This window comes from Staphylococcus saccharolyticus, assembly GCF_900458815.1.
Taxonomy (GTDB): Bacteria; Bacillota; Bacilli; order Staphylococcales; family Staphylococcaceae; genus Staphylococcus; species Staphylococcus saccharolyticus.
The window spans coordinates 725,748-751,522 of the sequence record NZ_UHDZ01000001.1 but is presented as its reverse complement, the minus strand read 5'-3'; the positions used below and the strand labels follow the sequence as shown (position 1 = coordinate 751,522).

At 31.2% G+C, this 25,775-nt stretch carries 20 protein-coding genes and 3 pseudogenes; 3 read left to right on the top strand and 20 right to left on the bottom strand.

The features are described 5' to 3' along the window. Window positions 1–124: 124 nt before the first annotated feature. The 6 genes from DYE57_RS03520 to DYE57_RS03495 form a co-directional block, all read right to left on the bottom strand. Window positions 125–1,528, bottom strand: coding sequence for an MDR family MFS transporter (locus DYE57_RS03520; RefSeq protein WP_115312889.1), 1,404 nt, complete (start codon window positions 1,526–1,528; stop codon window positions 125–127). Window positions 1,529–1,612: 84 nt separating this feature from the next. Further along, the gene (locus tag DYE57_RS03515; RefSeq protein WP_165417854.1) at window positions 1,613–2,080 is read right to left on the bottom strand and encodes a SepA family multidrug efflux transporter; all 468 of its coding nucleotides are present in this window, start codon (window positions 2,078–2,080) and stop codon (window positions 1,613–1,615) included. A 415-nt stretch (window positions 2,081–2,495) separates the two neighbouring features. Continuing rightward, window positions 2,496–3,842: a multidrug efflux MFS transporter SdrM gene (sdrM, locus tag DYE57_RS03510; RefSeq protein WP_115312887.1), complete on the bottom strand. Its 1,347-nt coding sequence runs from the start codon at window positions 3,840–3,842 to the stop codon at window positions 2,496–2,498. Window positions 3,843–3,983: 141 nt separating this feature from the next. Next, window positions 3,984–4,670: a PAQR family membrane homeostasis protein TrhA gene (trhA, locus tag DYE57_RS03505; RefSeq protein ID WP_115312886.1), complete on the bottom strand. Its 687-nt coding sequence runs from the start codon at window positions 4,668–4,670 to the stop codon at window positions 3,984–3,986. Window positions 4,671–4,688: 18 nt separating this feature from the next. After that, a complete protein-coding gene (locus tag DYE57_RS03500; RefSeq protein ID WP_115312885.1) occupies window positions 4,689–5,876 on the bottom strand; it encodes a UTP--glucose-1-phosphate uridylyltransferase in 1,188 nt (395 codons plus the stop codon). A 57-nt stretch (window positions 5,877–5,933) separates the two neighbouring features. Then, window positions 5,934–6,443, bottom strand: a complete 510-nt coding sequence (locus DYE57_RS03495) for a metal-dependent hydrolase (protein WP_115312884.1) — start codon at window positions 6,441–6,443, stop codon at window positions 5,934–5,936. A gap of 182 nt (window positions 6,444–6,625) precedes the next feature. Here DYE57_RS03495 and DYE57_RS03490 point away from each other — a divergent pair, with 182 nt between their 5' ends. Together DYE57_RS03490 and DYE57_RS03485 are read left to right on the top strand one after the other, a co-directional pair. Continuing rightward, a complete protein-coding gene (locus DYE57_RS03490) occupies window positions 6,626–6,886 on the top strand; it encodes a SunI/YnzG family protein (protein WP_115312883.1) in 261 nt (86 codons plus the stop codon). A gap of 192 nt (window positions 6,887–7,078) precedes the next feature. Next, window positions 7,079–7,393, top strand: coding sequence for a heme oxygenase (locus tag DYE57_RS03485; RefSeq protein ID WP_115312882.1), 315 nt, complete (start codon window positions 7,079–7,081; stop codon window positions 7,391–7,393). A 180-nt stretch (window positions 7,394–7,573) separates the two neighbouring features. On the opposite strand, the gene DYE57_RS03480 is transcribed toward DYE57_RS03485, so the two are convergent. The 7 genes from DYE57_RS03480 to DYE57_RS03450 all read right to left on the bottom strand — a co-directional run bounded on the left by DYE57_RS03480 (window position 7,574) and on the right by DYE57_RS03450 (window position 16,438). Further along, window positions 7,574–8,950, bottom strand: coding sequence for a YjiH family protein (locus DYE57_RS03480; protein WP_115312881.1), 1,377 nt, complete (start codon window positions 8,948–8,950; stop codon window positions 7,574–7,576). A gap of 246 nt (window positions 8,951–9,196) precedes the next feature. Continuing rightward, the gene (locus tag DYE57_RS03475; RefSeq protein ID WP_115312880.1) at window positions 9,197–10,165 is read right to left on the bottom strand and encodes a FecCD family ABC transporter permease; all 969 of its coding nucleotides are present in this window, start codon (window positions 10,163–10,165) and stop codon (window positions 9,197–9,199) included. Further along, the gene (locus tag DYE57_RS03470; protein ID WP_115312879.1) at window positions 10,162–11,193 is read right to left on the bottom strand and encodes a FecCD family ABC transporter permease; all 1,032 of its coding nucleotides are present in this window, start codon (window positions 11,191–11,193) and stop codon (window positions 10,162–10,164) included. Before DYE57_RS03470 ends, DYE57_RS03475 begins: the two co-directional genes overlap by 4 nt. A gap of 11 nt (window positions 11,194–11,204) precedes the next feature. Continuing rightward, a complete protein-coding gene (locus tag DYE57_RS03465) occupies window positions 11,205–12,200 on the bottom strand; it encodes an ABC transporter substrate-binding protein (RefSeq protein WP_115312878.1) in 996 nt (331 codons plus the stop codon). A gap of 244 nt (window positions 12,201–12,444) precedes the next feature. Further along, a complete protein-coding gene (locus tag DYE57_RS03460) occupies window positions 12,445–13,506 on the bottom strand; it encodes an alanine/ornithine racemase family PLP-dependent enzyme (protein WP_115312877.1) in 1,062 nt (353 codons plus the stop codon). Between the two features lie 3 nt (window positions 13,507–13,509). After that, a complete protein-coding gene (locus DYE57_RS03455) occupies window positions 13,510–15,267 on the bottom strand; it encodes an IucA/IucC family protein (protein WP_115312876.1) in 1,758 nt (585 codons plus the stop codon). Next, on the bottom strand, window positions 15,257–16,438 hold the full coding sequence (locus DYE57_RS03450; RefSeq protein ID WP_115312875.1) for an MFS transporter: 1,182 nt from the start codon (window positions 16,436–16,438) through the stop codon (window positions 15,257–15,259). The genes DYE57_RS03455 and DYE57_RS03450 overlap by 11 nt, the downstream gene beginning before the upstream one ends. Before the next feature lie 103 nt (window positions 16,439–16,541). Here DYE57_RS03450 and DYE57_RS03445 point away from each other — a divergent pair, with 103 nt between their 5' ends. Then, entirely contained in the window at window positions 16,542–18,506 is a 1,965-nt protein-coding gene (locus DYE57_RS03445) for an IucA/IucC family protein (RefSeq protein ID WP_115312874.1), read from the top strand. A 59-nt stretch (window positions 18,507–18,565) separates the two neighbouring features. On the opposite strand, the gene DYE57_RS03440 is transcribed toward DYE57_RS03445, so the two are convergent. From DYE57_RS03440 to lacG, 7 genes and pseudogenes are all read right to left on the bottom strand, one after another. Beyond that, window positions 18,566–19,072 (bottom strand): Asp23/Gls24 family envelope stress response protein, encoded by a 507-nt coding sequence (locus DYE57_RS03440; RefSeq protein WP_115312873.1) that lies wholly within the window; start codon window positions 19,070–19,072, stop codon window positions 18,566–18,568. A gap of 80 nt (window positions 19,073–19,152) precedes the next feature. Beyond that, window positions 19,153–19,392 (bottom strand): DUF2273 domain-containing protein, encoded by a 240-nt coding sequence (locus DYE57_RS03435; protein WP_115312872.1) that lies wholly within the window; start codon window positions 19,390–19,392, stop codon window positions 19,153–19,155. 12 nt (window positions 19,393–19,404) lie between these two features. Next, window positions 19,405–19,941, bottom strand: coding sequence for an alkaline shock response membrane anchor protein AmaP (amaP, locus tag DYE57_RS03430; protein ID WP_115312871.1), 537 nt, complete (start codon window positions 19,939–19,941; stop codon window positions 19,405–19,407). Between the two features lie 400 nt (window positions 19,942–20,341). Continuing rightward, window positions 20,342–21,357, bottom strand: a pseudogene (locus DYE57_RS03425) (zinc-binding alcohol dehydrogenase family protein). Window positions 21,358–21,894: 537 nt separating this feature from the next. Then, complete coding sequence (locus DYE57_RS03420) at window positions 21,895–22,902, bottom strand: NADP-dependent oxidoreductase (protein ID WP_115312870.1); 1,008 nt, start codon at window positions 22,900–22,902, stop codon at window positions 21,895–21,897. 437 nt (window positions 22,903–23,339) lie between these two features. Continuing rightward, window positions 23,340–24,201: pseudogene (locus tag DYE57_RS03415) on the bottom strand (alpha/beta hydrolase). Window positions 24,202–24,386: 185 nt separating this feature from the next. Then, window positions 24,387–25,746, bottom strand: a pseudogene (lacG, locus tag DYE57_RS03405) (6-phospho-beta-galactosidase). Window positions 25,747–25,775: the final 29 nt, after the last annotated feature.

The following is a 25,775-nucleotide window of genomic DNA, read 5'->3' as shown; positions in this document are numbered from 1 at the left end:
CTGTTTGAGTATAAAACTTTTTATTATATAAAAAAAGAAGTTAGCCCGCACAATGTAGGACTAACTTTCATGAATAATTGTTTTTTTATACTTTTCTAATATTATGAGAATTTTTACTTGGCTCTTAAATAAATAAAGATAAAATAAATGCAATAATTACAAAAACAGTAACCATAGCAAAAGAGACATCCACTCCTGCAGCCACACTTTGACGTTGTAATATTTCTTTACTTGTATGAGTAGAAGATGCGGGACTTATCCATTTTGCACCTATACTCATGAAGGTAACCATTAATGCTGTACCTATTGAACCGGCCATCACACGTCCAAAATTCATAATTGCCGTACCATGAGAGATATTATCATTACTCAATGAATTAATACCAGTTGTATTAATTGGCATCATAAGAAGTGACACAGCGAACATGCGAATAGCGTAGATGACAATTAAGTAACTATATGACGTATCTATTTTAAGGAAACAAAGTAATAATGTGCAAATCATTAAGAGCGTAAAACCTGTAAATATTAAAGGTCTTGGACCATACTTATCATAGAATTTACCAGTAAACACTGACATAATACCGTTAATAATTGCTCCTGGCATAATTACTAAACCAGATAACAATGCAGATAAACCTAACGCATTTTGAACATAAAGCGGGATAAGCAGTGCTGGACCTATCATAGATAACATAATAATCATTGATGTGATCGTACAAAAACAAAAAATTTTATTATTAAATACTTTTAAATTCAATAATGGATTTAAAATTGTGATTTGTCTTCGAACAAAAATTGAAATAATAAACAAACTAATGATTAGTGCACCAATCACTATTGAATTGAAAAATCCTAAATTCCCAGCACTACTAAAAGCATATAACATGATGCCAAATCCAACAGTAGAATAAACGACAGATCTTTTATCTAATTTTGTATCCTTTGTAGTGTTATAACTTGATATTGAGATAAAACCAAATATAAAAGCAATCAAAGCTATACCCACAATGACAATAAACGGTACTCTCCAGCTGGCATTATCAATAATCAATCCTGTAAATGTAGGACCTATTGCAGGTGCAAATTGAATAACTAATCCGGCAAGACCCATTGCAAAGCCACGATGTTCTCTAGAGAATAAAGTAAATAACGTAAACTGCATAAGTGGCATTAATAATCCAGCACCCATGGCTTGGATAACTCGTGCGGTCATCAATACACCAAAGTTAGGAGCTAGCGCAGCTATAATAGAGCCTAAGAGAAATGTTCCCATAGCTGCAAGATATAAAGGTCTCGTTTTAACTTTATCCATAAGATAAGCAGTAAGTGGAATCATAACCCCATTGACAAGCATAAATCCAGTTATCAGCCACTGCGATGTATTTTCATTAATTTTTAATTCACGCATAATATGAGGCAAATCAGTATTCAATAAAGTTTGATTTAAAATGGCCACAAAAGCACTTATTAACATTACAGATACTATTAAATTACGTTTTGTTTTAGGTAACTGATTACTGGCCATAAATAATTACTCCTTTTTATTTTCTTAACAGTTAATTATTCAACCAAATTTAAAAGAGCAATACAAACTAATTGCTTAATAGAGTTATTTTTTATTATTTAAATTTTTACTTTCCGGATAAAAAATTTCTTTGCATATAAATAAAAAGCCTATGATAATCATAATTACCCAAAATTGAATATTGATGTAAACGTAATGTATATGAACAATAAAATAGAACATTATTGTAGTAACAATATAAGAAATTAGATGAAAGGTTATTCCTTGAAAATATGGATTACTAGGTAGCTTTTTCTTAAAATAATTCATTAAATGCTCAACTGCAAATAAAGTAAAATAGCCTAATACGATATAGCTGCCATAATAAAATAAATTATCATAAAAATTTTTATTATATCCGAAATAACCTAAATGAAAGAAAATAAGAATTCGACTTAAACCATACAATCCAAATCCTAAGAAAGTTAAAAAAATTGCACCTGATAATACAAAGATAGCGAGAACAATAAGTGTTACAAATAAATTATAAGATTTATTTTTAAAAAATTTCATCACACTTGTCCCCCCTTACTTTTTATAATACATGTTTATATTATCACGTATACATTATCATATAAAATATAAAATTTTAGTGATGATTTAACTATTACATGTACAATTTTAATATCTTGTCTAAGTTAAAAAATTATATAGTATCACTTAAAAAGTAAGTTCCTGGGACATCAATTCATGTCTTAGGTGTTTTTAACGCATTGACAGTCGATGACTGAATTGAACATACGCTTATATCAAGCTCTTCTCAACTATAGTTCGGGACCCCAACAAAAGTAATTTCATTACAAAAATTCTACATACAGTGTAAGTTGGGGTTCAGGGCTGGTTCAACGCATTCAATACGAATTCTGTCCCACTTCACTCAAAATTAATCATTATACATTGATGCAATTGGTCTTTTTAAGAGAAGTATTTAACTTTTTTGGCTTATGATATTTTCATCTTTATAAATAAAAAACCACATTATTGTTAAACATAATGAAATGATAATTATCAATCCTAATACATTATGTAAGTTATCTCCTAATAATCCAAAGTTTATAGCATACATGTATCCCATAATCGTCGAGCCCATTGAAGAACCTAGATTCTTAGTCAATGCATAAAATGACATCATTTTTTTCATATTTTTTGGTGTACTTTCCTCTTGCACTATAACACTATCCTTAGTATAAACAAAACCAAAGCTAAGCCCTGCAAAAATTACCGCAAAAGCGATAAGTAAAGGGACTTTTAAGCCAAAAATAATTATAATACTGCATAGTATAAGAACCGTAAAAGAACAAATATACAATGCTTTTCTAGTCATGTACATCTCAATTTTAGCTAAATTAAAGTTAAGTGTAATCCAAGCTACTGATAATGGAAAAATAATTAAACCACTTTGTAATGGGAATAAGCTTAATTTCTCTTGAAGGTATACTGGGATGTACAAATTATAGCCCATTAGCGACATAGCTATAAACAAATCAGTTATAAATACTAAAACTATAGAAGTATTAAATTCTGAAATTGGTAAAAATGGCTGTTCTACTTTAGTTTCTATTTTAAATAACAGCCAAAGGACAATAACTGCTAAAATAATAGAAACAATATTAAAAATGATTTGATGTTGATTAAGTAATCCAAACATTAACAACGCTATAAAAATGTAAAATATGGTTAAGCCCTTTACATCAAAGCGACTTGGATTAGCATGTTCTTCATTTGGAAAGTGAAAAGTAATAAAAACTAATATAATAGCTATGATTGCTATCGGTAAATTTATAAAGAACAACCAATGCCATGTAGCAAACTCCAAAATAGCTCCGCCTAATAAAGGCCCTATAATACTTGAAATTCCCCAAACACTTCCCACAATTCCCATTATTTTATATCTAAGTGGTATTTCAAATGCTAACTTAGGTACAATTTGTGATAGAGACATCATAACGCCTGCTCCAAAGCCCTGTATAACTCTAGAAATAATTAAAAAAGTAAATGTGTCACTCAACCCTGACATCAAACTACCGATGGCAAAAAGAGAGACACCTATAACAGCTATGTAAAGAATTTTAAATCTTGATAATAATTCTCCGACAATCGGATTAGCAATTACTAAAGCTATAAAGTACACCGTAAAAACTAACGACACAAAATTTCCAGCATGCAGATTGGTCTTTATGGTTGGTAAAGCTAAAGAAATAATAGATGTTTCTATAGCAGCCATAAACATGATAAGTATAAGTGCTGTAACAGTTACTATTGACTTTATCCTCATAGTAAAAATCTCCTTTAAACTTAAATTGAACTTTAAAATCATAAGATTATCAAAATTTGTATACAGTCATCCATTATGATAAATTTTAATAAATGAAAAAATAAACGGCAGAGCCAAATGTGCTCTACCGCTTATTCTTACCTACATAAAATAAAGAATACCTATCATATGTAAGAAAGAAGCTAAAACTATAAATATATGCCAAATCATATGGAAATATGGTCTATTCTTTTGAGCATAAAACCATGCGCCTATTGTATATGAAAGGCCACCGAGAAAAATAAATAAAATAAACAACCATGAAGTTCTTATGATGATAATTGGTAAAAATATAATTCCAACCCATCCCATGATTAAATAAACAATGAGGCTAAGTTTATGATTTACAGTTGTAGCAATAGATTTATACAAGATACCCCATAAAGTAGTTCCCCATAATAAGATAGTAACTAACCACCCTAGCCATCCTCCAACAACAGTCAGCAGCACAGGTGTATATGTTCCTGATATTGCAACGTATATCATACTGTGATCTATAATTCTTAAAATATATTTCTGAGCTGTTTCATTCTGCATTGAATGATAGATTGTTGATGAGATTAACATCATAAAAATACTTATGACATAAATTGAAACACTAACTGATTCTAATGTACCGCCTTTATTAAAACTATGTACTGCTGCATAAGGTAAAATAAATAACGTTAGTAATGCAGCTGCACCATGTGACGCTGCATTACCTATTTCTTCTCCGAATGATAAAGGAATGATATCCTTGAATGTTTCTACAACAGACTCGTTTTTTTTATGCTTAGATGATTGAGGCATCTATGCCACCGCCTTTAATTAAATCAAGCCCATTCTTTTCAAATCTTCTGTAGCAGTTTCTACACTATCTTTTCCTTCTTTATTTTTTAAAGGCGAAAATTCTTCTTCTCTTGGGACTTGTAACGTAATAAAACTTGTTCCATATTTAAAAATATCAAAATAAAACAATTCAAATTTTAGTGTAGGTAGTTCAACTACTCCAAAATTTTCATCTAACTGTTTTAATTTCTTGATAGCCAAATGATAAGGTAACTCTCTATCTACAGCACTATTAATAAACGCAAGCTTAAATGCATGTATACCTATATTGGCGTTATAAAAATCATTAGCCACTTCAGGATTTAGTTCAGAATACTCTAATACTGTATCTTTACAATCAATATTCACTAAACGTCCAACACTTTCCCCATTTTTTGGCTGAATTGATTTAGAAGTAATATCTCTATTATGTACGACTGTGTAACCTGCAAATAGTGGATCTAAAACTTTAACAAGTACATTATCAATATTATTTAAAAATATATATTTAACATGATCTCTTTCCATTTTATCTAAGTATCCAGCTTGCTTAAGTGATTTAAATACACCACCATTACCATTTGGCGTCTCCATAATATGTCCATCTTTGTTCAAAATAAGCTTTCCTTCTTCACTTAAAGCTACTATATTATCTTGTTTGAAGAAGTGCATGTGATTAGAATCATAATCAAAATAATGATGCTGTTTGAAATAGTTTAATGTTTCTTCATGATTAATATCGCTTGTCATGATATACCAGTTGATAGTATGCCCCGTTTGTTTCTTAAGATGAATCAATTGGCGGGCTTGAAGTTCAAACAAACTTATTCCTTCTATTTCAAATGAACCTTTAGGTCCTTTATAGCCAAGACGTGTACCTTGTCCGCCAGCCATTAGTAAAACTGCAAATTCACCATTTCTAATCGCTTCAAACCCTTTTTGTTCATATGTATATTTTTCTTTTTCAGTGAATTTTGATTTTACTTCATACTCAACTTCAGAGACAGAAGATATATCATCAATAGATTGTCTATTAACGTACAAATGTTGATATAACTTTTGTATGTCTTCAAGATTGAGTTCTTCTACTTTATCTTCTAAAGCATATTTTTCATTATTACTCATTAATTTCTCATATTCATACAAATGTTCTTGGTTATATTTTTCCAATTGATTTTTGTCTAACATGATAACTCTCCTTGTGCATTAATGATTTTAAATGTTTATTCCCTGACTCACACAAACTTAATGTGATAACCACTGTTGAGTGAGGTGATTGATATATGGTTGAAATAGTGTATATAAGGCTCCAACACCTAACGCAGTAGCTAAAGACAAATCCACTAGTCCCCCAGTTTTAAAATGAATTGGTGATACTACATTAATTCGTAATGGGTAAAATAACTTAACACCTTTTGGGGTTAACATGTCTAGTATAACATGTGAAATCATACCAATAACAATTGCAACCATATAATACACCGGAGTTTGGATTAAGTACAGTAAAAAAATAATAGTAGCGATAAAGGATAATGAATGGGTAAAAGTCCTATGCCCAAATAATAATCTAGTTATAAAACTTAATATTTTAAATCGTCTCCCAAATTTACTTTGCGTATGACATATATCAGGGAGCAAACTAGAAATTACTGATAATATAATAATAGTAACTGAAGTAAATACATCTGTTTGAAGATATTGAGTAGTAAGTGCGCCAACTAAAAAGCCGCATGATGCATGTGTTTTTCCTGTCATTGAACGTTCTCCTTCTTGTATGTATCTTATCACATATGTAACCAAAAAGCGAACATACTTTCGTGTTATTCACACAAAACAATTAGTATGGCACAATATATAAAAAGCATCACATAATACTTGAAAGCGATTACAAAATTATTTATGATAAACGTACAAACTATTTAAAGGAAGTATTTTTAATGGCAATGACAGTAAAGAAAAATGATAATGAGGTACGAATTCAATGGCGAGTTGCAGATATCAAAATTCCAACTAATGAAATTAAACATGTTTCACAAGACCAAGATATTCATGCAGTACCAGAAGAAAACGGTAAGGAGATTTCTCGAATCGGTTCTACATTTGGAAAAACTAATCGTGTTCTTATTGATACTGATCATCATTTATGCATTATCTACACACAAAATGACCAAAAGGTATATAACGAATTAACTAAATAATAAGTACATACTTTTTAAATAAATTTACTGTCGACAAAGTTCTAAACTTTGTCGACAATTTTATATATTTTTATTTATCATACGTTATTAACAACTATTTCACTTCATTCATATTCATAATTAGATGATTAAATTGATATTAAAGCTTCTTCATATTATATTGAAGGTAATACATTTGGAGGTATGACATATATGTTTGTGGTAACTAATAGAATTACAGTAAAAAAAGGATTTGCAGAAAAAATGGCACTCAGATTTACAAAAGGTGGTCAACTTCAATCTTTAAAAGACTTTAATAGCATTGAAGTTTGGCAAATTGAGAGAGACGTATATAGTAAAGACTTGTATGTTAACTCTTGGTGGGAAACCGAGGAAGATTTTAAAAATTGGGTTAACAGTGATGTATTTAAAGAAGCCCATAAAAATAGTGGGCAATCAAAAGATCCACCCGTCATTAATAGTGAAATAGTTAAGGCTAAAGTACTATCACCTTTAGATAGACTATAAGCAAATCCAGGGAAATGAGCTTGGGACATCAATCATCAGGTATTTTTAGCATATTGGCAGTCGATGACTGAATTGAAAATGCGCTTATATCAAGCTTTTTTCAACTCTAGTCCTCGTTGCAGGGGTGAGACAACGAATTCAATATGAATTCTGTCCCCCTCCCATTTATTTTTATTTGTTCTAATGAAAAAATAAGTGAGCTAATAGCGCTATGATAGGAAGCGTTATGATTGTTCGAATTAAAAAAATCATAAAAAGCTTACCTATACTCACAGGTATTTTAGAGCCTAGTATGACGCCACCCACCTCAGATAAGTAAATAAGTTGAGAAATACTCAATGCACCTATAACAAAACGAGTTACATCGCTTTTAACACCTTCAATTAGAATAGAAGGTAAAAACATATCAGCAAAACCAATAAGGATAGTCTGAGAAGCTTGAGCTGCTTCTGGTATTTGTAATAACTCTAATAATGGTACAAATGGTTTACCTATCACTTCAAATAATGATGTATAGTTAGCAATAATAGTAGCAATTGTACCTATACTCATTACAACTGGTAAAATAACAAACCACATATCTACAACAGTTTTCAATCCAGAAATGAAAAAATCCTTGATTCCAGGTGCTTTGATTCCCACGTCAGTTGCCATATCAAAACCATGTCTTAAAGCTGTTTTACCCTCTGGTAATTGTTCAGTCCTTGCTTCATCAGAAACATCTTTTGCATATTCATCAGGTATATTCTTAAGTGGCCATATTCTAGGCATAATCATTGCGGCGATTAAACAAGAGATAACTACAGTGATATAAAAGTAAAAAAATTGATTTTGCATTTTAATCGTTTCAGCAATGACAATAGCGAATGTAATTGACACAACACTAAAAGTTGTTGAAATCACTGTTGCTTCTCTTCTAGAATAATAACCCTCTCCATACTGTCTACTAGTAATTAAAACCCCCACAGTACCATCACCAATAAATGATGCTAAGTTATCAACAGTTGATCGACCTGGTAAAGTAAATAATGGTCGCATAATCGGTCTAAATATTGGTCCTAATAATTCTAGCAATCCATATTCCATTAATAATGGTAAGAATAAAGCAGCAAACAAGAAAACAGCTACAAGCGTTGGTAATAAGCTTGAAAATACCAATCCCCCCCCCGTATCTTCTGTGTAAATCATCTCAGGACCTATCTTTAAATAAGTTAACCAAACAAATACAACGGCTAATATTCGAAGTATTAACCACCCTATTTTTACGTTAAACGCACTGTTCATTAATCCTTGTGGGTTCAATTGATTTTTAAAAACTGTGGAACATAATATGGTTAGAATTCCAGAAATTGTGATAATCAAAACAATCAATGGCGACATGATTCCTCCTAACCAATCTTTTAAACAATTTGCTAAAAATGCTACTGGCAAAGTGGTCTGCTTTTTACCATCCTGAACGACTGGTATAGGGATTAAAAATAAAATAATCCCTAAGATCGACATCGTAATAAATTTGACTCTTCCCTTTAAGATGTCTCTTTGCGTATATCCTTTCATAATCATTCAATCCATTTCTATCTATTTAGGTTTTAAATTAATTCCAAAAACTAGTTTAACATTTTCATATATATGCAATTTTATGAATAATTACGTATAGACCACTATACGCTATTTATTAAGTGAGCGCAATCCTATACTAAAAATAACTCCCTTTAAAGTTTTCATTTTTAAATGTTTACTTTAAAGGGGGTATTAAAATCAGTAACGAGCTTATACAGAAATACTTTATAAATAATAATTGTGTTATTTCATTTTACGTAGTAAGAATAAGAAATATGGTGCCCCAATAATTGCAATAACAACACCTACTGGTATATCAAGTGGTGGTTGTATTCCACGTGCTAATCCATCTCCGAATGTTAATAAAATCGCTCCTATTAAGCCAGACATAACAATTACATGTAAATTCTTATGTCCTACAAGTTGTCTAGCAATGTGAGGCGCTATCAATCCTAAGAAGCTAATTCCACCGACAACAGCAATAGATGCACCTGCCAGCATCACAGCTAAAACAAGAAGAATCATTTTTAAAAATTTTGCTCGCGCTCCAAGTGCAATAGCAACATGATCACCTAAATTTAAAATATCGAGTTGATAACATAAGAGTAAAACTAGAGGAACTGTAATCATAAACCATGGTAAAACACTGTAAAAATTTGAAATATTATGGCCATACAAACTACCTGTTAACCAAATTAAAGCGTTATTTGCATCTAAAGGATTACGTATAAGTAAAAACTGCACAATAGCTATACAAATTGCACCTATAGCTAAACCTATTAACGCCAGTTTAGAACCTTTGATATCGAATTTAGATATAAGTATTGAAAGAATTAAACTGATGATTAATGCTCCTATGAATGAGCCCACTGGTAATACAAATAAAGGTGCTGATGGGAAAATCATTAAAATTAAAACTGCTGCTAAGCTAGCACCTTTTGTTATCCCTATAACATCAGGAGAAGCAAGCGGATTTCTTATCACACCTTGAATAACAGCACCAGAAATTGCTAGGCTACTTCCAATGACTAAACCTAATAAAGTTCTTGGTATACGATATTCGTTTAAAATAAAATCATCGTGAGTAAAAAAACCGACAACAGCATGAATTGGGTTAATCAATACTGAACCAATACATAAGCTGAATATAATACTAATAACTAAGAGCATGACTACGATGATATATCGCATACTGTTTTTTTGCTTAATCATATGCGATTCCCCCCTCTAACTGTAATAAATAAGAAGTAAAAGGCACCAACAAATGAGGTTACAATACCTACTGGTGATTCAAATGGATAAGTTATTAACCGACTTAAAACATCTGAAATAAGGAGTAAATTAGCTCCAAATATAAATGTTAGAGGTATCATTACTAAATAATTTTTACTTACATATCTTTTTACAATGTGTGGCACAATTAATCCTACAAATCCTATAGGCCCAGCAATAGATACAGATACTCCAGCTAAAATAATAACAAGTAATCCTACTATCATGCGCACAATCTCAGTTCTTTGTCCTAAACCTCTAGCTATGTCATCACCTAATTCCATAATCATAAGCTGACGTCCCATAAAAATTGTTACTAATACTGCAACTAGAAGACAAGGTAAAATAATTGTAATCTGTTGCCACTTTATATTAGCTAGAGAGCCTATTAACCAAAACATAACTGTATCATTAGAATCTTCATTTAATATAATAATTCCTTGCGTCATACTACTAAAGAATAAATGTATTACTATTCCTGCTAAAGCTAATTTAATGGGTGTCACAGATTTTGTAGAGCCTGAAAGTGTATAGACCGTTAAACCACCCAAAAAGGCGCCAATTATCGCTAAAATTGTTGAGTACGATCCTAGAAATGGAACTAAAACTGTGATAAGTACAATAACAAAAGACGCTCCTGCATTAACCCCAAAAATTTGTGGTGATGCTAAAGGATTTTTAGTAATTGATTGCATTAAAAGACCGGCTATAGCTAAAGCTCCACCTATCACTAATCCAGCAAGCATCCTTGGCATACGTACATTGTGTATTAAAAATGTTTGTTCTATACCAATATGTCCTGTGGCATAACTTAAAATATCATTAAATTGTATTTTTGAAGAACCAATCGCTAAATTCAAATACATTGAAATAAAAAGAAGGCACACACCCACTATAAAAGTGAGTGTAGTGCGCTTTCTCTTTTTTTGTTCAATAGCGGATTGACTATCATACATTCCCATAGCCATTGTTTTCCACCTTACTTATTGTCTTTTTTGCTATCTTTTTTAGATAATTCTACAAGTTCTTTGGCCATTTCTTCAGAAGAAATAAGTCCACGTGATCTTGACCATAAGTCGCGGTCTACGATATCAACGCGATTATTTTTAACTGCATTTAATTTTTTCCACACTGGATCTTTTTCTAAATCTTTTAATGATGGTTCATCTGAACTTGCTTTGTTTGTCATAATGAACATGCGCTCAGGGTTTACTTTAGATAATGTTTCAGTATTCATTTGTAAGTATGGTCCTTTAAGATACTTACTTAAACCTTTAGTAACGTCATCAGTTAATGCTTCTTTAAAACCAAGTTGACTCAAGAATTGACCAACATATGAATTACTTGGGTGAGCAAGTAAACCAGATTTAGATGCTACTGCTGGTAACACTTTTTGGTCTTTATTCATAGTAATTTCTTTTTTATATTTTTCAATCATTTTATCATGTTTAGCTAAACGTTTTTTACCTTCTTCCTCTTTACCTAAAGCTTTAGATATAGTCTTGAAAGCATCAATATTTTCATTGTAGTCCCCGTCGAAACTTTTAAGTTCAATTGTCGGAGCAATTTTATTTAAATCTTTATAAATGCCTTTATGTCTATTATTATCAGCAATAATTAAATCGGGTTTAAGTTTACTAATTTCTTCTAAGTTAGGTTGTTTACGCGTACCTACTGACGTATATTTTCCAATTTTATCTCTTAATGGCTTTATAATACGATCTTTCTTCTTATCATCAGCCACACCAACGGGTTTAACATCTAAGGCAGCTAATGCATCCACAAATGAATATTCAAGTACAACAACACGTTTAGGGTGTTTAGGAACTTTTGTTGTACCCTCTTCATGTTTTATTTCTATCCCATCTTTAGATGATTGATTATTTGAATCATTTGATCCTTTAATTCCACATGCAGCTACAAGGATTAATGCAAGCATTAAGCCAATTACACTAAAAAATTTATAACCTCTCATGATTCCACTCCTTAATATGTATGTGCTTACACTTATAGTTTATTGATAACGATTATCAATGTCAATAACTTATTTTATTATTTCATTAATTAAATTTACTCTATTTGAATTTAATCATATTGCATATTAACTCGAAAGCATCTCAAAACGATATATAATTTTACATGTAATATTTATGACTAGATGTACTATATTACAACTCATTTTGTTAATTATCTAACTCAATCATTAATTAAAAATTGTTTTAATTACGTGAATACTCAGGAGTATTAAAATTTTCAATTAGCGTTTGAATCTTTGAATCATAGATGTAAGTTTTAGTTAAATTTTTCATATACATGCTTTGTGATAATGCTTCATAATTCAAACTAAACTGTATTCTATCGCCCACTTGATAATGATCTTGGTTATTTAAATCAATCATTAAATGATCACTTGATGCGCCAATAATTTTAATTTCATTTGCGACTGGCTGAATACCATCAGTAAAAGTGTCTAAATAACCAATATCAACAATTGCTTGCAAATAAGACTGATTCGTTCCTTGATTTAAACGTGGTTTGATTTCGATAATTTCCGCTTCTAACACAATCGCATCTTGGTATAAACTTGCAATTGGTTTATAAGTTGTTGTATCAACACCTCTGATAAGTGCTTCCCCTATACGTAAATCATTGATTTCTCCAAGATTGTTATACATTGTCTGAGGTAACATGCTTGAATTGCCACCAGAAACAACTTTGAATTTATAACCCATTTCTTGTTCAATTGCAGTAACAAATTGATTCATCATAAATATATCATTTTCATCTGGAGCCAATGATTTAAAACACATAAAATTAAAGGCTATTCCTACGAGTTCTATATGTGATAGTTTCTGTATTTCATTGACGTAATCGATCATATCGTACGTTAAAACACCTTCTCGACCATCTTTCCAATCAATCATGAGCATGATTTGATGTGTCATACTTAATCTCTTAGCAATAGTATTTAACTTTCGTATAGTCCCTAGCTCTGTTTGGATGCTTATTTCAACATTTGAAATCATTGAGTCAAATTCAGACTCTGAAGGTGCTCGTAACAATGTAAAAGTTACCTTTAAATCTTTAAGTCTTTCGATATTATCAAGACGAGACTCTGCAAAATGAGTAATGCCTAATGACTCTATTGTTGAAACAATGCGTTTATCGCCAGCAACACACTTCACTACAGGAGTAAAATGAATGTTTTTACGTTCCAATACTGTTTGAAGTACTTTGGCATTATATTTAATTTTAGATAAATTAACATTTATTCTAGCCATGTACTACACCTCTTTTTTTATAGGATTATTTAATTCTATATTTAAATACTTTTTAACTTTGTTTTCCATTCTCATACTAAGTAATGCTTTAACTGTTATGGTAGAATCAAACAATACTTTTTTTAATGTATCTGCATGTGCTTTAGTATCATCAATTGCCAATTCAATTTCTTCACGCACTATATCAAAAAGTTCCTGCTCAATAACCTCATTATATTGATTAAAATGATGAATAAGTTCAGCTAATTGATTTTGCACAACAGCATGTTGAAATTTAGCTATCACTTCTTCAATTGTGTCAGCTAAGAGACTGCTATTAGTTATTTCAATTTGTGGCACTTGTCTTTGTAGCGTCTTTATATCAATGCGTGAGCCACCTAAATCTCTTACTAGAAATTTCATATTGTAATTAGGTCCAAGATTAACGATTGTATTCTGCATATGTGCTTCAAGTGCAATACCATAATCTTGGATATAAGCTATTAAAGGTTGAACTAAGTTTTGTGTGTATGTAGCTATAAAATGTTTAATATGATCGATAGTTACTTTATTTTCTAACCAATCTAAATAGCTATCTACTAATGCTTTATTATCAATGGGATTAGGATTTACTAGGCTAGCAGTTACGATTGTACAACCATTATCAAATATAGCTGGTTTCTGACGAATAATCATAGCGAGTTGTCTAGCTATATCTGGTTTAACATCAGCATAGGCACCAAAGGGTTCCATCGCTACTTGAAGACTAGGATATTGTTGAAGCAATCCTTGTAATGCATAACTCAATTTTGGACCATCGATTGTTGTAACCGTTGAAACAGTTCTCACAGCACTTGTTGCTTGTACATTTACAGGTAACTTAACATGATATGGAGTATTAATCAAATCCATTGTTCTAAAAGATAAAGTTGCCTTTGATGATACTGTAAAAGGGGTAGGTATCAGCACCTTTTTAGCAATCCATTCATTAAATTGCTCACCAATTGTATGATCATACTGCCATGGATGTACGAACATCACACGATAGTCTGCGATATTTAAGTTTAGAGGCTCTAAAAATCCTTTTAAGCGATGATAATGATCCGGAATTACTTCATTCAAGATAAATTGATCATCCTTTTCCATTGAAGTAGACACTATATGTTTTTTTTCAATTAACATTATCTTTAATGGAATGACCTTTTCAAATTCAGGAGCATAAACCTTTAGGTCCGTCATTGATAAAGGTAACTTGGTCTTTGTTAACGGATGAGTTGGATGTCCTTCTAAGACTAAACTTTCAGAATAACTCAAAGCACCCGTTATGCCACTATCTTGTAAATGCTGCAACCAAGTGATAAAGTTTAGTGCTTCAGGCAAACGAGTAAATTTCATACTTTGATGAATAAGTGATTGCCTATGATTAAATTGTTTATAAGTTTCAGCCATACTATCTCTACTATGGATTAACTCTTTAAAAAGTTTTTCTGAAATATTGATATCAAAAGCTTGTGTTAAGAATCTAAGTAACTCTTCTAAACTTTCAATTAGATGTGATGATTTACCGCTATTAAACATAATATCTTTTGTAAACTCATATCTTTTCATTGCACTTTTACGTTTAATATGAATCAAGAGCTGATTGTCATGATATTGAAGTTTGATAAATTGTGGTTCTTCAATCATTTGTAGACCCTCAGGAAAAATATGTTCTTTAATTATTGCGTTAATGATTCGGTACTGTATATTTTTATCTGCTAATAGCCATTCATTATGTTTCATTTTTACTTTCCTCCGCTTTTGAAATACACCATATTAAGTAGAAAATGACTGAGATACTTATTGTACTTATACCCATTATTATAAAGGTAGTTAAAATACCGAATAGTTCAGCAAAGAAACTCATTAACAAGCTACCTAGGGGTATCATTCCACGATCCATCATAATAATACTTAATACTTTCCCTCTTTGATTATCTTTCACACTATGTTGAAAATATACTCTATTTGTTGTTCTTGCCCATTGGCTAAATAATCCAATCAAAGTAATACACATAAACACGATAGTCAAGTTATGTATTACAACACCCAATAAAGCTAATCCAAACAATAGCGAACTTAAATAGTACATCTTAACTGCACTCAAGTAATTTAATATAGTTGGTAAAATTAAAGTTGCTATAATTCCACCTATTGCACAAAATGTCATAGCTATCCCAAATACTTGAGATTTACCAGAAAAAATATGATTTGTAAGTACTGGCAACAACGTAGTATAAGAAAAGCCTGTTGCCATAAAGAGTAATGACGTAATAAATATTTGACTTCCTTCAAAATTTCTCTTGAAGTAATGCATCACTACTTTTAAAGAAAACTCTTTATCTTCCGTTTGATGAGAAATGACATCGAAACAAATAGGTATGCATAATATAACTGCAATTAAATAGCAAATGGCTTGTGCTAAAAAGGTTGTCGGTGCGTGATAAATTGCTAATATAACACCTGCAATAGCTGATCCTATAGAGCGACATATATTGATGATGAAAGAATGAAATGACACCGTTTGAGTTGTAGAAATTTTATCAGATAAGTCGGGAAGTACTGCTTGTCTCACTGGTGTTTCTACTGCACTTAAAATACCTCTTAATGATGCATATATTAAGATAACCGCAATTGGTATAGACTCAAAAATAAATGTGAGTCCGCATAGTAATGCAGTTACGACAAATGATGATGATATGGTTATTCTTAACAAGTATCCTTTATCATATTTATCTGCAATTGATCCTGCCCAAACACTTAGTAGTAAAATAGGCACAAGCCGACAAAAATTTACTAAGCCTAAGTACACTGCATTATGATAAGTTGTAAGAACAAACCAGTTTAACCCTACTTGTCCAATCCAGTTACCTAAGAACAGAAGAAATGAACTGGAGAAGAAATATTTTGCCATTTAATTTCCACCTGTCTTCTAAATTGATAATAATTATCATTATCATTAATATGGATTATACAAATCTTATTTATTTTTGTAAAATAATTTTTAGAGGTGAATTATGAATTTCAATCAATTTATAAACAAAAAAAATATCCAAATGACCGCAGACGAACATAATGTTTATCAGTTTCTCCAACATTATGATGAACATTGGGCATCTATATATAAAGATAAAATATTAGTTGGACGAGATAAAGTAACTCAACGTCTCATCACTTCAATTCATAGAGAAAATTTAGTGCATGGCCGTGATAACAGTCAGTTACTTAATCGACGTAAATTTGCAGGTTATGATGTTAATGTTATTGCTATATTGGAAATTTACTTCTCTAAATCTAATATATATTTATATGCACCAGTGACAGGACAACATGCATTTGACCGGCTAGATGTGGAAGGTCCATTCTACTATCGAAGAGGAAATAATGAAGATGAATTTAAACGAGTATTACATCCAAATTTAATATTAGACTGGATACTTACAGAAGATGAAAAGTTAGATAATCATGCAAGCATGCAGTTTAGAGATGACTTAGTAAATAGCGCTGCCAATATGACATTTGCTCTTAGCTTCCAATATTTCACAATGCAAAATGACAGAGATACACTTTTTAAAATCATTAAAGATAACCAAGATAGTTATTTACGTTCTGAACAAGCTGTCATTGAAGGTCATCCTATTCATCCAGGAGCCAAGCTGAGAAAAGGTATGGATGCCTTTGAAAACTTTAAATATTCTTCTGAATTTGCACAACCTATTCAACTTAAAGTAGTATTACTGCATCATAGTTTAAGTTGTATACAAACTTTAGATGCAAATTACAATGATTCACTTAGACGTACGTTCCCGGACATGTTTAAGAATTTAGAACAGGAACTTTCGAATAAAGTTGATTTGAATGATTATCATATAATGGTGATACATCCTTGGCAATTCGACCACGTGTTATACCAAGATTATAGGGATGAAATCGAACAACAATTAATACTCATTAGCGATTATTCCATACCTTATTACGCAGGATTATCGTTTAGAACGTTGGTACCAAAATCCCCTGATCAATCACCACATATTAAATTGTCAACTAATGTTCACATTACTGGAGAAATTCGTACGTTATCAGAACAAACCACTCATAACGGACCTTTAGTTACTCGAATTTTAAGAGATATTATGAAACAGGATAAAGATTTTTCAAAATACTATTCTGCTGTTATTGATGAAATCGCTGGAATACATTTTTATAGTGACAATGATGAAAATGAAGAGATACAGACGCATCGTAGCGAACAGTTAGGTACTTTATTTAGAAATAATTTATACCGTTTTATTCCTAAAAATGTTACACCTGTTATTCCATCAAGTTTGGTAGCAACATATCCATTCAATAAAGAAACACCAATTGTTTCGCTAATCAAAATATACCAAACTTCACATAAATACGATTTATTTGAAGAAGCTGCTAAAGCTTGGATGATAGACTATAGTAAAGCGATTTTAGGATTAGTGATACCATTATATTCAAAATACGGTATATCATTAGAAGCACACTTACAGAATTCAGTAGTAACTTTTAAAGAAGATGGCTCTCTACATACGATTTATATTAGAGACTTTGAAGGTCTTCGTATTGATGAATATCGATTAAATCAAGCTGGATTTACGACTGATCATTTCCATGGAAAGTCAAGAATCCTCACAAACTCATCCACATCGGTTTTCAATAAAATGTTTTATTCAACAATTCAAAATCATCTTGGTGAACTTGTGCTCACAATTGCTAAAGCGTCACCTCAAAAAACGCTTGAAAATGAAATTTGGCAACACATAGCCATTGTTTTAAAAGATATTTTTGCAAATATGACTCATATATCAACAGATAAACGTAAAGAAATTGAAAAGATTATCTTTGCTCCAATTATCGATTATAAATGTGTAACAACAATGCGATTGGAAGATCGATCTCATGAATATACGTATATTAAAGTAAACAACCCTCTTTGTAGAAACAATGATTTATAAAACCACAAAAGCACTTGAGCATTGCGCTCAAGTGCTTTTTAGTATGCGTTATAGGTTTTTTACTTTAAACCTTCTCTTTCACTATTATTATCCTTGTTATCTTTTTCATTTTTTTGTTGCCATTCTTTTTTAGTCATAACATCGTCAACTTGCATGTTAACTTCAACAACTTCTAAACCAGTGATATATTTAACTTGTTCTTTAACTAAGTCGGTTACTTTACGGAAGATTTTAGGAGCTGATTCGCCATACTCTAAAATAACTTTTAAGTCTACAGCTGCTTGTTTTTCTCCTACTTCAACTGATACTCCAGTTGTTACATTGTTGCCACTAGAGAATGCATTAGTGAAGCTATCCGCAAATCCGCCTTTCATGTCTAAGATACCTTTAACTTCACGAGCTGCAATACCAGCAATTTTTTCAACAACTTCATCAGAAAAAGTTAATTTGTTTTCAAATTGAGGTTGTTGATTTTGTTGAGCTTGTTGTTCTTCTTCTCTTTCTTTTTCGTTAACTCCAGTTTGGTTATCATATGCTTGTTTAGCTTTATTGTTATCTACTGCCATAATAAATTCTCCTTTGTTTTAAAATTTTATAAACGTTATTTATTTTAATAAGCTCTTTAGAAAATTTTTAATATTGAGAGCTAACTCCATCTATTAAGGAAATTCAAGAAATCTTGTGTACGGTCTTTCATATACCCAATACCAATTCCTATTAAACATAAGATAATGATTAAAATTGTTTTCCAGAATCCAAGAGTTAGGAATAATATAGCTATAATTAAAAATGCTAAAAATCCAATAATACGCCATTTGAAAGATTTTAAAATATTTATTAATTGTTGTGTAGAGTCTTGTCCGTTTTGATTATTATTATCAGCCATGATATCCCTCCCTTACAACACACGTGGTCCAGATGTTTTCTGGTCACGAACATTTACTTCTAATTTTCGTACTGGTATTTCTGTAAAATGTTCAACATTATGTTTAATGTCTGAACGGATACTTTCAGATAAAGTTTTTACTTGAACATTATTTGGAACAAAAAAGTCAGCTTTGATGTCAATAAAAGATTTGTTTTTCTTGTTGTATAGTTTACTTACAACATTAGGTTGTCTTACTTGATCATATTTTGTGATAGTATCATAAGCAGATTTTTCTACTGCTTTTCGAGAAACATAAATATGACCGTCGTCAAAATCTTTATAAAGTCCAGGTTTGCGATGCGTAGGTTTGAATGTACTTAGTACTAAAATGATACCTATTAATATCAGTAGTCCCGCAAGTGCAATTAATAATGGTTGGAACCAGTTGATTTGTAAAAAGTAGTCTTGATAATTTTTGATGCGACTATCTTTTATGTACATAAACAATAAGAATCCAACAATTGCAACAATTAATAGGCCGAGAATAAAATTCTTAAGTCTTTTCACCTCGCATGTCACCTCCTTAGGCAATGATGAATTAAGTTTTTACATAAAATATGTACCCTATAAATAATTTTCAAAACATTAAAAAAAACAAATTTATATCTAATTTTAAAAATATTTAAAGAAGTACGACTTATAGTCATCTATTCCTTATTGCCTATGTTTGAAAACACTCATTGATTAAATCATCGTTTATTATTGATTGATTTGTAATAATACCGACTATTGTCACCTTTATTTTTAACTAGTAAAGAGTCACTAACTCTAACTGAATATTTCGATAATTATTCAAACACTGTATAATAATACTCTTTTTATAACGAATAGTTAGCGTGTCGTAGGTGTGATAATTATTTTAAAACATATAGAAGCAATGAATCAATAAATATCTTTTCCTAAACCACTAATTTTCTATATTGATTACTAGTTTTCCAATCATAGTATTTGACTCTAAAATTTGATATGCTTGATAAAGCGTTTCAGCATTTAAACCTTCAATAACTTTTGTAGATGTATGACGAAAATGTCCTTGCTCTACCTTTTCTGCAATATCTTTTAAATAATTATGATGTTTTATCATATCTTGAGTATTACAGAGTGGACGCGCAAACATAAATTCATGTGTAAAAGTAATACTCTTTGATTTCAATGCATTTAGGTCTTGATGCTCATTGAATGCAACAATTGTAGCAATGTGACCTCTAGGTTTCACTAAATCAATCATAGTTTCATAATACATATCTGAGTTAAACATACAAAAAATGCAATCTACGCCATCAATGCCATGTGCTTTAAATTGCCGTTGTAAATTTTCCTTATGATTTAATACAATATCTGCACCTATGTCTTTTGACCATTGTGTTGTTTCTTTTCTTGAAGCCGTTGTTATTACTTTTAAATCATAATAATTAGCGATTTGTGTAGCAATACTTCCTACACCACCAGCACCATTAATAATAAGAAGCGATTTGCCATTATTGTCGCTAGAATCTTGTGAAATACCGAATACGTCAAACAAAGTTTCATAAGCTGTTATACCAGTTAGTGGCAAACTCGCTGCTTGCTCTGCGCTCAAATGATTTGGTGCAAGGGCAACTAAATATTCTTCTATAAGTTGATATTCTTCATTTGATCCATTTTGGTTAGGAGAACCCGAATAAAAGACTCTATCTCCTGGTTTCAAACATGGATACCTGGTCACCAGCTTTTTCAACTATACCAACTGCATCAAACCCAAGTATACGTGGTGCTTCGTCTACTGACATTAGTCGTTGCTTTGTATCTACGGGATTCACACTTATACTTTGTATTTTAACTAATAATTCATGTCCAGAAGGCATCGGAATATCAACATCAAATGCTTCAAATTGATTACCCTCTTCTAATTTTAAATGGCGCATTATATCCTATTGCTTTCATTATGCCACCTCTTAAAACTTATTTATATTGATTATAGCATTAAGTTCGAACACATCGGTTGAATTTGAGCATTAAGTTAACAATATAATTTCGACTACTGCATTTAGGTTTTATGTAAAATCAAACAATGAGCAAAGTTTTTTCGGAAATGTTATTAACTTAATACCAACCTAGTTTACGATACTTGTTTAAAGTTGGACAGCATTCATTTTAAATTCACAAACCTACTTTTACCCAACATGCTTTGTCTGTAAAATTTCGTTATGAAATTCTTTTTGTTGTAGTTTCGTTCCCAAAATTACTCAGTTTAAAAATTGATTTAAGGATAATCTTGAGTTGAGGTTTCCAATTTAAAAATGAAAATCACGAGTTAATCTCATTATTTATCAGTCAATAATTATGAATATGTTTAATCATCTATAATTACGATTTATGTTTCACCATCATTTGGCTAAGAAGCCCTCTTCTAATAAAAACTTTACTTCTGGAACGTTATCAATAAATTTTCTAGATTAAAAGTACTTATAGTTTAAACCTCTAATCATCAGCGACTTTAATGACTTGCTTACCAAAATTATCTCCAGTCAATAAGTTTCTGAAAGCTTTGGGTACTCTATCAAACCCTTCTTCAATTGACACTTCCGTTTTGATTTTACCTTCTTGTACCCATTTCGCAAGTTGTTCACTAGCATTTTTAAAATCATCAGCAAATTCTGCTACAAGGAAACCTCTCATCATTGCTTGTTTTTTAATAAGTGTTCCTTGAATTCTTGTACCTATGTCTTTTTCTGGGTGATTGTAAGAAGAAATAGCCCCACATACTGGTATTCTAGCATGAGTATTAAGATGTTTGAAGACTTCGTCTCCTATTTCACCACCTACATTTTCATAGTAAACATCTATACCATTCGGCACAGCTTCTCTAAGCGCTTGTGCAAAATTATCTTTTTTGTAATCGATTCCACCATCAAAGTTTAATTCTTCAGTGAGATAACTCACTTTTTTGTCTCCACCGGCAATACCTACGACTTTGCAACCTTTAATTTTAGCAATTTGACCTACTACTGAACCAACTGCTCCTGATGCTGCAGAGACTACAACTGTCTCGCCTTCTTGTGGTTCTCCAATATTTAACAAACCATGATAAGCTGTTTGTCCAGGCATTCCTAAGACACTTAAATATAAATAAAGCGGAACATCAGTTGAAGGTACTTTATTCACTTGTTGACTATTTACTGTATTAATTTTCTTCCAAGGGAGCATCCCTACAACGATATCTCCTTCTTGAAATTCATTGGCATTTGATTTTAATACTTTAGTTACAATGTGCCCGTTGAATGGCTCTCCTTGTTTAAAAGGATTCACATATGAATCTACATTTGTCATACGTCCTCTCATATACGGATCTACTGAAATATATAATGTCTTTAATTGTACTTCATGACCTGAAGGTTCTATAACTTCAGTATCCTCATATTTAAAAGTATCATCTTGAGGCATACCCTCAGGTACTTTATTAAAAACAATTTGTTGATTGTTATTCATAATCTCACCCTTTTTAAATAGTTTATAGCTATACTATACCTCTTAAAGAACTATCGCAATCATTATTAGGTTAACTTTTGATTGAATATTGCAATAGTTGGTGAAGAACTGGCTGTTGTGACAAGAGTTTACTGTAGGTCTAGATTTACCGAGGATTATTAGGTTAATATTTTTTGACATGAAGGATTAATAGAATATTAGACTTTGCTAATTAATTGTAAAAGTGCTAGATTTTGTCGCTGTATTGATAGATGGGTTATGGGGAAAATAAATGTTGCACTTTGTTAAGTGTTTGACGAAATGTTTGAATAACGTAGTTGCTTAATTAAAATGATTAAGTCATTTAACATACTAATGTCTTGAATGAATCAACATATAACTACTTTATATTATGACCCGTTTACCCTAAGAAGTAGTCGTGTAGTGGGCTTGTGTAGTTATTTATTCCACAAGAATTGATTAATTTTATTAGCAACATCTTTATTTTCGTGTAATTGACTATGTTGAGCTGTCTTACCTGTATATTTTATTTCTTTATAAAATTTAGGGCTATTACCTAGTAAATACTTAAGAGATTGTGATAAACTATTTGACACACGTCCATCCGAATGACAACCATCTTGAAGATCACCGTAGATATTTAACACTTCAATTTACTTTCCTTTGTAGATGTTCTTGAGTATTAAAAGTTATTTGTAACCGTCATTCATTCTGCTAGGTTTACCATTTATATTTATGCTAATTTCATTCACTTTGTCATTAATATTTAAAACGCCATTATAAACACCAGCAATATTAACTTCTTTTTTAATTGAGGTAAATCATTATCAATACCATTGTTTTTCATATAAAATGCAAATGACATGTTTCCCATTGAATGACCAACAAAGTTGAATTGTTGAATATCATACCGCATTTTAAGTTGTGTTAATTCATCTTAATCCATTGTGCATTCAGATTAAAATCGCCGTTTTGATTATCTGTAAACTCCACTTTAATAATTGGGTTTCTAGCGTAAAGACTCAACTTTGTATCAAAGGTCACTTTCCCATTAGGCGTAACTTTAGCTGTAGTTATATCTTTGGTAACACCTTTTTTTACTGCTTGATTAACCATAAACGTCTCAGAGTTCTCACTTCCGCCATAACCAAGGACAAATACTGTTGCAATTTGATTTGTAGTAAAAGATGTTGGAGATGACGTATATGTCACTGTTTGTCTATTATTAAAAATAATAATTAAAATTAATGTTCCAGCTGCAATGACAATAAAGACTATTGTTGCTAGTTTTGATTTCATCATTACCACTCTTTTTTTATTTATTATATACCATTCGTCTTCTCGATGAGCATTTATCCGATTGAAAAAAAGGATCAGATGACGGTCTGATCCTCATTTATAATAATACACTGAAAAATAAGTGTACTTTTTACTGATTATAAAATTTATTATTTAATTTCCTTACTTTCTGCTAGTTCTTTATATCAATAGGCACTTTTCTTCGGATATCTTTCTTGAGTATCAGAATCTACATAGAAAAGACCATATCTTTTCTCATAGCCATTTGACCATAAGAATACGTCCATTAGAGACCATAAGAAATATCCTTTAACATTCGCCCCATCTGCAATGACGTTTAAATTTTTTTAACATAATCTATACATGCATCATCATGAACAGTCTTTTCTTTTTCATCAAATTCATCTTTATATCCTAATCCATTTTCAGTTACATATATTTTATGATAACTAGGATAATCTTTAACTACTCTCATGATTTGATCGTATAAACCTTGCGGGTAAATCATCCAATCCCAATCTGTACGTGGTACATCAATATCAAATTCACGTTGCCCAACGCCTTTAAGTTGATATTTAGAGCCTCCTTTATCTCCGGTAGCGTTGTGCGTGATTTCTGATTCTCCTTCATATCCACGCATCCAATCACTCATATAATAGTTGATACCTAAAAAATCATTTAAATCTTTAGCTGCATCTAAAATTTTGTAATCTTCATCAGAAATTTCAAGTTGACCACCATTTACCGATAAAATATGCTGTACACCGGCCATTGTTTCACGTGAGTATTTCCCTAAATACGTAGCATTTAAGATAAATTTATTATGAATGATGTCTTCAAGTTCTGCCGCTTTAACATCTTCAGGATTAGAAGAATCATATGGATATTTGGTTGGTAATGCATGTACCACGCCGATTTCACCATTATAATTACAATCTTTAAAGAGTTTCACTGCTCGTGCATGTGCAACCATCATGTTATGATGTGATTGAAATACTTTTTCAAAATCATATTTAATACCTGGTGGGAATTTGCCAACTAAATATTGGCCATCTCCAATAGGTCCAATCTCATTAAATGTTGTACAGTATTTAACTTCAGGAAATTCTTTAAAACAAAACTCTGCGTAATCTACAAAATAGTCAATTTTTTTACGATTTAAGAAATCTCCATCTTTATGACTTCTGGTGTATCAAAATGATGAAGTGTTATAAATGGTTCTACATGACGCTTGTGACATTCTTCAAAGAGTTTATGGTAATATTCAACACCCTTGGTATTTACTTCACCATATCCTTTAGGGAAAATTCGAGACCATGCAATTGAAATACAAATGCCATTTACCCCAAATTCCTCACTTAATTTTAAGTCAATGGGATATTTATTATAAAAGTCACTTGCAGGCTCTGCAGTATACCAATAATTTTTCTCTAAGTACGTATCCCATGCGACACGTCCTTTACCATCAGTTTGAGTTGCACCTTCTGCTTGATAAGCTGCTGTTGCTCCACCAAAAATAAAGTCTTCAGGTAATTTCTTAGTCATGTATAAAACTCCTATCTAGTTTTTAAATT